We start from the raw sequence: 6,842 nt of genomic DNA, 5'->3' as shown, positions 1-6,842 counted from the left end.
GACCGCCGCGCCGATGTCTTCCTCGGCAGCATCCACCTCGCCGCCGCCATCACATGGTGGTTATGAGTCCCGGCCCTAGTTTCATGGCTGCCTTTGTCCTTGGATGCAGTTGTTCAAGATGCGCGGTAGATCGTGACGACGGCGGCGCCCGGAACACCGATGTTATGCTGAAGCGCGATTCTCGCGCCTTCGACCTGGCGGGGCCCCGCGCGCCCACGTAGCTGGTTGGACAGCTCATAGGCCTGGGCCAGCCCCGTGGCTCCGAGTGGATGCCCCTTTGACATCAGCCCGCCAGAGGGGTTCACGACGAACTTCCCGCCATAGCTGTTGTCGCCATCTTCCACGAGGCGAGACGCCCCACCTTCCTCGCAAAGCCCAAGCGCCTCGTAATTGATCACCTCGTTAGGGGTGAAACAGTCGTGCAGTTCGACGACCTGCACGTCGGTCGGGGCGACGCCTGCCTGCTCGAATGCCGCCGCCGCCGCCCGGCGCGTAGCTCCGGCACCGACGAGTTCGACGGGACTGTCCCAGATACTGGCGGTGTCGGTGGCCATCGCCTGCCCGATGATCTCGACCGTGCCGGCAATGCCGTGCCTGGCCGCGAAAGCCTTGCTGCAGACGATCGCCGCAGCTGCGCCGCAAGAAGGAGGACAGCACATGAGGCGTGTCAGATAGTCAAGGTAGACGACCTTCGCCCCGAGCACTTCCTCGACGGTAAGAGGCGTGGTCAGCAACGCCATGGGATTGCGGGCTGCGTGACTGCGCGTCTTTACTGCCACCTTCGCGAAGAGCTCGGGGCCGACGCCATGTTGGTCCATATAGTGCTGGCCCGCGGCGCCGAACATGCGAAGACCCACGGGTGCTTCTGGATATCCCAGCTTGCCGAGTGCATCAGCATAATGACCAGAGGGATATTCCCGGTCAGGCCAATGGGTACCGAGGGCGCCAGGCTGCATCTCCTCGAAACCGAAGGCAAGGGCACACTCCCCTGCACCTGACTCGACGGCCTGCCGCGCCAGGAACAGGGCCGTCGAGCCCGATGAGCAATTGTTATTCACGTTTATGACCGGTACGCCGCTCATGAAATTGTCGTACAGGGCATGCTGTGCGCCGCCGGAATCCCCGTAGACGTAGCCACCATAGACTTGCTGGATCAGCGAAGGATGGATGCCGGCGTCTTTGACCGCCCCTCGAATCGCGCGTGACGCCATCACTCGATATGGTTCTTGCGTGCCGGGCTTGACGAATTTCGTCATGTCGACGCCTGCTATGACGCTGCGAGACATTGCTTTAGCTCCCGCTGGTCAGGCTTGGTGGAGAAAATGGCTGGTGGCCGTGCGGTGTGCGCAGATGCCCCCAGTTCGAGAGACATGTAGGGTTTGGGAATGTCATGCCTTGGATGCCTCTTCTCTACGCCGGCACTCAGCGCTGCGTCGAAAGGACGGGAAGCCGAGGCGGTCTTTGATGTTCTCGAGGAGAGTGTGCATGAGCTTAGGGAGGACGAATAGCTGCTTAGAGTTCGATTCTAGGCACTATTCGTCCTCGGTCACGCCTGCTCAGATGCCGGCCGATGTTGTGGCGAGTTCGCGAATATAGTCCCGCATGGTCCGGGGCTCCCGTCCCAGGATCGTGCGAAGGACGAGATCGTTGCCCCCAGGAAAGCCGTATCGGCTGTAGAACAGGTCGATGTCGATGAAGGCCTCCCGCAGGAACGGTGGGTCGCTGGGCATGTTCTGGGCATTCCAGTCGGCGATTCGCATTGTGCGCGTGGTAATCGTCCGGCCAAGTGCCTCGCTCATCATGGCGACTATGTCGTTTCGCGAGATCGTCCCCGCGGCCGTCAGCTCAAAGGTGCCGTTCTGGAGGCCATCTTCGGTGAGGGCCTTTGCTGCGACCTCGGCGACATCCCGGTAGTCAACGTAGCAACTCTTCTTGTCCTGCGCCCAGGGCTCGACATACTCGCCTGTCTCCAGGACCCTGTCCCAGAAGAAGGCGCCGGTCGATTGCATGATGTTGGTAGGCTGCAGGATCGTGAAATCCATTCCGGATTTCACGAGCGCCAACTCGACAGGGAGTTTCGAGCGATGGTTGCGCATGTCCGTAATGAAAGGATACATGACACCAGACAGCACAAAGCGATCGACCCCCGCCTCGGCAGCCAGCTGGACGAACCGGACCCCGATCTCTGCCTCGTCGGGGAGGAACTTGGGCGGAATGTAGAACACGCCGCCCACACCGTTCAGCGCCCGGCGAACCGCGCTCTCGTCACGCAGGTCGGCACGGGCGATGTCCTTGACCCCGGTAGAACGGGCGATCGCCTCTGCTTGGTCATGATGCACCATGCCCCGGACGGTGGCGCCTCTCTTGATAAGCTGCGGAGCTATGAATCGGCCAAAGTGGCCGCCAGCGCCCATGACGAGGATTGGCTTGTCTACTGGCATGGCAGTCTCCGTTGATCTGGGGGGATTGTCGCGGTCAGAGCTTCAGTGTCTCTAGGATCGAGACGCAACTCACCACGGCGCCGCCGCCCATGTTGAAACATAGACCCAGGCGGGCGTCCGGCAGCTGGATGTCGCCGGCACGCCCGGTCAGTTGCCGGGTCACAAGGGCGTGCATGGAGACCCCGGTCGCCCCGACAGGATGGCCCTTGGCCTTCAGTCCTCCCGAAAGGTTGACAGGAAGGCGGCCGCCTCGCTCGGTCTGGCCCTCGCGAATGACATGGGCGCCTTGTCCCTGTTCCGCCAAGCCCATGGCCTCGACCGTCAGGAGCTCGGCTATGGTGAAGCAGTCGTGGACCTCGGCGAAATCTATGTCTTCCAGGCGCACGCCAGCGGCGGCATAGGCCTTGCGGAACGCCAGTCGGGGTCCGGCGAAGTCCGCAAGCTCCTTGCGCGAAAGTGGCAGGACGTCGTTGACCTGCTCGGCGGCGAGGAAGCGGACCGCCCTGCGGAAGTCACCGACCATGTCGGCACGCGTAATCACGATGGCAGCGGCCCCGTCGCTGATGAGAGAGCAATCCGTGACTTTCAGCGGCGGTGAGATCATCGGGTTTCGTTCCGATGGCTCGAGGCAGAAATCCAGATCCAGCGGCTTGTGGAGTTGCGCAAGCGGATTGGACAAGGCGTTCCCATGGTTCTTGACGGCGATCCGCGCCATTGCCTCGACGGGACTCCCAAAGCGCTCGCCATAAGCCTGGGCAAAGCGGGCGAAGATGTCCGGAAACGACATCTGTGCCTCTTCGGGCTGATAGGCGGCGCCCGACAGCGCTTGGGCCACGCCGACCGTGTCCCGCGAACTCATCTTCTCTGCACCGATCACAAGCGCCGTGCGCACCCGGCCCGAGCGGACGGCGTCGAGCGCCGAATACACTGCCGCCGCGCCGGAAGCACAGGCATTCTCGCATCGGATCGCGGGCTTGAAGCGCAATGCCTCGTCAATGCCGATTGCCATGGACGAGCAGAAACCGTCGGGTACAAGGCCCGAGTTGAAATGGCCGAGCCAGACGGCATCGACCTGGCTACCGTCGATACCGGCATCGGCCAGAGCCTCGGCGCCGGCTTCCCTTGTCGTCCGGGTTGACGAGAAGCTCCGCGGCACTGCGCATGAGGTGGATCTTCGTCTTGTCGTGGGTGAAATGCTCGTTGACGATGTCGAGCATGCTCTTCTGCATGATGTGCATGAGCGTCCGCCCCTCGGTGCTTTGGTCAAGCAGCGACCAGAACATGCCCTGGGGCGGGGGTGGGACGAACATGCCTTGCACCATCAGCGGGATCAGCGCGGCGGCCTGCTGGGCGAAGCGACGATATGCCTCGGCATCGTCAGGGCAGATGCGAGCGATCGACTCGCAGGTCTTGTCGATGTCCTTGTAGCTGACGATGAAGTCGCCATCGTCGAACACCGTGGAAAGGATCGCGTCGGGATAGATATACTCCAGCCCATGCTGCGAGAGCAGGCCAAGCTCGTCGCTGGTGATGAGCGGATTGGCCTGGATGAGGACATGGACGGCGGAATGCCAGTCATGGTGGTAGCCAGGAGCCGCGATCTCGCTCGTGCCCGCGACCTGGTGTGACGGGATCCGGCCGTCGTCTCGCTGCCATCTGTTCCTTTTGCCTGACTTACGTCGTGCCGAAGGAAATAGATGAGACCGAGCAAGACAGCGGTCGATGCTGTCCCGGAGGGGGCGCAGAAGACATGCAACCCGAGCAATCACTCAGCCTATCATGCCGCCATCACGACTGCTCCTCTCGTGCGTGAATCCACGTGCGGAGCTATCCATGATCCACATCATCGAGAATCACTTGGCGGCCGACAAACGGCCGCTGCTGCAATCCATGTTCGCCGATCGCAAGCGCCTCTTCGTCGACCTTTTCGGCTGGGACGTGCCTGTCGTCGACGGGCAATATGAGATGGACGAGTTCGATACGGCGGGGGCAGTCTACCTTGTCATCGCCGACGCGGGAGGCGGGCATGCCGCCTCTCCCCCTTTTTTGAGCTGGGAGGGTGGAGAGGAAGGAAGAGAGGGGAAACAAGATAAAGGCAGTCTCTACCGAGACATGCCAAGCCATTGTCTGCACATCCTTTTTTCGCGAGACTGTCTCTCACGGCATTGGAGACAAGCTTTCCGGAAAGCGCGGTTTTCCGCCATTTCTGGCCCAAAATCGCGAGATTCGGGCCTAGTCCGTGCCTGAAGACGACTTCACACCCAAGCTCGGCCGGAAGCGCGGCAAGGACGGCAAGCGCACCGTCAAGTATGGCGGCCGCATCCTCGCGGCGGCCCGGCTTGCGGGCACCAAGACCAGAGTGCGATCGCACCGGTTCGACGGCAGCCGGATCGGGCGCGGCGCTAGCATGGGGCGGCTGCTTTCCAGCCGCGACCGGCCCGCCGGGTTTCGCGGACGCCGGGCGGTGGTGAAAGCGAGCCTGATCCGGCTGCAGGGCAAGGCCGGCCAGGTCGCCCGCGCGCACATGCGCTATATCCAGCGCGACGGGGTCACGCGCGAGGGGCTACCCGGCGAACTCTACGGTCCGGAAACCGACCGCGCGGACGGCGACGATTTCGTGAAGCGCACAGCCGGCGACCGGCACCAGTTCCGCTTCATCGTCTCCGCCGAGGATGGCGCCGAATATCCCGACCTCAAACCCTATGTCCGGCGCTTCATGTCACAGGTCGAGCAAGACCTCGGCACGAAGCTCGACTGGGTGGCGGTCGACCACTTCAACACCGAGCGCCCGCACACCCATATCGTTCTGCGCGGGGTCGACGACCAGGGCGGCAATCTCATCATCGCCCGCGAGTATATTGCGCACGGGCTTCGCGAGCGCGCGTCCGAGTTGGTGACGCTCGACCTAGGGCCGCGCACCGATCGCGAGATCGAGGCGCGCTTGCGCCACGATGTCGACCAAGAACGGCTAACCGCGATCGACCGGCGGTTGCTGCGGCGGATGGACGCCGACCGCACCGTCTCGCCGGCCGACAATGATCCGTTCCAGCAATCGATCGCGGCCGGACGGCTGCGTAAATTGAAGACGATGGACCTGGCCGAGGACATCGGCGGCGGCCGCTACCGCCTCGCCGAGGGAATGGAGGATGCGCTCCGTCGTATGGGCGAGCGCGGCGACATTATCCGTCTTATGCAACGCGAGCTGACCGCGCGTCGGCTCTACCGCGCCGGGGTGGAGCAGGTGGTCGCGACCGACCTGCGCGAACCCATCATCGGGCGGCTGATCCAGCGGGGCTTTTCCGACGAGCATCGCGATCGGCACTATGTGATGGTCGATGGCATCGATGGCCTGGTCCACTATATCGACATCGGTCGGGGCGATGCCACACCATCGGTACCGGAAGGCGCGACCGTGCGGATCGCACCGTCGCGTCTCGAGGCGACCCAAGCCGACCGCACCATCGATGCGGTCGCGCGCGCCTATGGCGGGCGCTATTCGGTCGACCTGCATCTTCGCCATGATCCGACCGCCAGCGAGGCGTTCGCGACCAGCCATGTCCGGCGATTGGAAGCGATGCGCCGCGCGGGCGCTGGTCCGGAGCGACAGGCGGACGGCAGCTGGACGATTCCAGACGACCATATCGCGCGTGCCGAGGTCTATGCGCAGCGCCAGCAGCGCGACCGGCCCGTGATGCTGTCGGTGCTGTCGCGGTCGCCGGTTGCCGATCTCGCCGTCAAGGACGCGCCGACCTGGCTTGATCGCGAGCTCGTCGAGGGCGGTCATGGCGCTGTTCGCGATGCCGGCTTTGGCCGCGAAGTGCGGACCGCCCTTGCTGCCCGTCGGCAATGGCTGATCGAGCGGCAATTGGCGGACGGCGAAGGGACCGTATTTCGGTATCGCGATGGCGCGCTGGACACGCTTCGCCAGCGCGAGCTCCGGCAGGCAGGTGAGCGCCTGTCGGGTGACCTGGGCAAGCGGTTTGAATCCGCCCGCGCCGGCGAACAAATAGAGGGCGTGATCGCCCGCCGGGTCGACCTCGAAAGCGGCAGCTTCGCGATGGTCGAACGATCGCGGGATTTTACCCTGGTGCCGTGGCGCGATGTGCTCGAACGCAATATCGGCAAGGCGGCGTCCGGGATCATGCGGACGGACGGGATCAGCTGGCAGTTTGGTCGCGGCCGGACGGGCCCCACGATTGGCTGACTGGTCGAGTGATAGGGCCCCCGGCGAAGTCTCTTAAATGGACCTATTGGCAATCGCACAGCGACCTTGCTCCTCCTTGAATTTTATTCGATAGTTCGACGACGAGCCGCGCCTTGGTCCAGATGATCCGCGAGGCCATCGGGAGGGCGTCGGCATGCCATTGGTCATGGAGCAGATGTATCGCAGCGGATTTGCTG

Annotated in this window: 6 protein-coding genes; 2 read left to right on the top strand and 4 right to left on the bottom strand. The window is 63.5% G+C overall.

Going from position 1 to position 6,842, the window contains the following annotated elements:
* Window positions 1–113: 113 nt before the first annotated feature.
* The 4 genes from CV103_RS01300 to CV103_RS22020 all read right to left on the bottom strand — a co-directional run bounded on the left by CV103_RS01300 (window position 114) and on the right by CV103_RS22020 (window position 4,210).
* On the bottom strand, window positions 114–1,286 hold the full coding sequence (locus CV103_RS01300) for a thiolase C-terminal domain-containing protein (RefSeq protein ID WP_107393719.1): 1,173 nt from the start codon (window positions 1,284–1,286) through the stop codon (window positions 114–116).
* Between the two features lie 270 nt (window positions 1,287–1,556).
* A complete protein-coding gene (locus CV103_RS01295; protein WP_107393718.1) occupies window positions 1,557–2,441 on the bottom strand; it encodes an SDR family oxidoreductase in 885 nt (294 codons plus the stop codon).
* A 34-nt stretch (window positions 2,442–2,475) separates the two neighbouring features.
* A complete protein-coding gene (locus CV103_RS01290) occupies window positions 2,476–3,597 on the bottom strand; it encodes a thiolase domain-containing protein (protein ID WP_211314319.1) in 1,122 nt (373 codons plus the stop codon).
* Window positions 3,518–4,210, bottom strand: a complete 693-nt coding sequence (locus CV103_RS22020; protein WP_146163359.1) for a phytoene desaturase family protein — start codon at window positions 4,208–4,210, stop codon at window positions 3,518–3,520. Before CV103_RS22020 ends, CV103_RS01290 begins: the two co-directional genes overlap by 80 nt.
* Before the next feature lie 64 nt (window positions 4,211–4,274).
* Here CV103_RS22020 and CV103_RS01280 point away from each other — a divergent pair, with 64 nt between their 5' ends.
* The gene (locus tag CV103_RS01280; RefSeq protein WP_107393716.1) at window positions 4,275–4,688 is read left to right on the top strand and encodes an acyl-homoserine-lactone synthase; all 414 of its coding nucleotides are present in this window, start codon (window positions 4,275–4,277) and stop codon (window positions 4,686–4,688) included.
* A complete protein-coding gene (gene rlxS, locus CV103_RS01275; RefSeq protein ID WP_107393715.1) occupies window positions 4,681–6,645 on the top strand; it encodes a relaxase/mobilization nuclease RlxS in 1,965 nt (654 codons plus the stop codon). The genes CV103_RS01280 and rlxS overlap by 8 nt, the downstream gene beginning before the upstream one ends.
* Window positions 6,646–6,842: the final 197 nt, after the last annotated feature.

This window comes from Edaphosphingomonas fennica, assembly GCF_003034225.1.
GTDB lineage: Bacteria > Pseudomonadota > Alphaproteobacteria > Sphingomonadales > Sphingomonadaceae > Sphingomonas_E > Sphingomonas_E fennica.
This window is presented reverse-complemented; position numbering and strand designations above follow the sequence as displayed.

Coding starts and splice junctions, on each gene's coding strand:
- CV103_RS01300 (WP_107393719.1), bottom strand. CDS start 1,286: ATGTCTCGCAGCGTCATAGCAGGCGTCGACATGACGAAATTCGTCAAG.
- CV103_RS01295 (WP_107393718.1), bottom strand. CDS start 2,441: ATGCCAGTAGACAAGCCAATCCTCGTCATGGGCGCTGGCGGCCACTTT.
- CV103_RS01280 (WP_107393716.1), top strand. CDS start 4,275: ATGATCCACATCATCGAGAATCACTTGGCGGCCGACAAACGGCCGCTG.